Here is a 256-nt window from a genome sequence, read left to right as displayed (position 1 = left end):
CTGAGTTCGGGATGGGATCAGGTGGTTCCAATGCTCTATGGTCGTCAAGAAATTCGGGTACTGAGTCGTGACCGGTTGGCCTCGCTTCAGCAAATTGGGTATGTAATAGAGTTCGGTGTTTTGTGAGCATTTCGAACTTTCGGTTCGTTTCGTCTTCACACACCGCAATCTGGTCTCTTTCGTCTTTTCAACTAGGAGCATCAAATTGCTTGGGTGTTATATGGTCAAGCCTCACGGGCAATTAGTATTGGTTAGC

At 46.9% G+C, this 256-nt stretch carries 1 rRNA gene; it reads right to left on the bottom strand.

The features are described from left to right. Positions 1-49, bottom strand: a 5S ribosomal RNA gene (gene rrf / locus Q8X48_RS30040); the annotation flags it as partial. Positions 50-256 lie beyond the last annotated feature (207 nt).

The sequence above is a fragment of the Pseudomonas sp. QLc11A genome, from assembly GCF_052112305.1.
GTDB classification, from domain to species: Bacteria; Pseudomonadota; Gammaproteobacteria; order Pseudomonadales; family Pseudomonadaceae; genus Aquipseudomonas; species Aquipseudomonas laurylsulfatiphila.
This window is presented reverse-complemented; position numbering and strand designations above follow the sequence as displayed.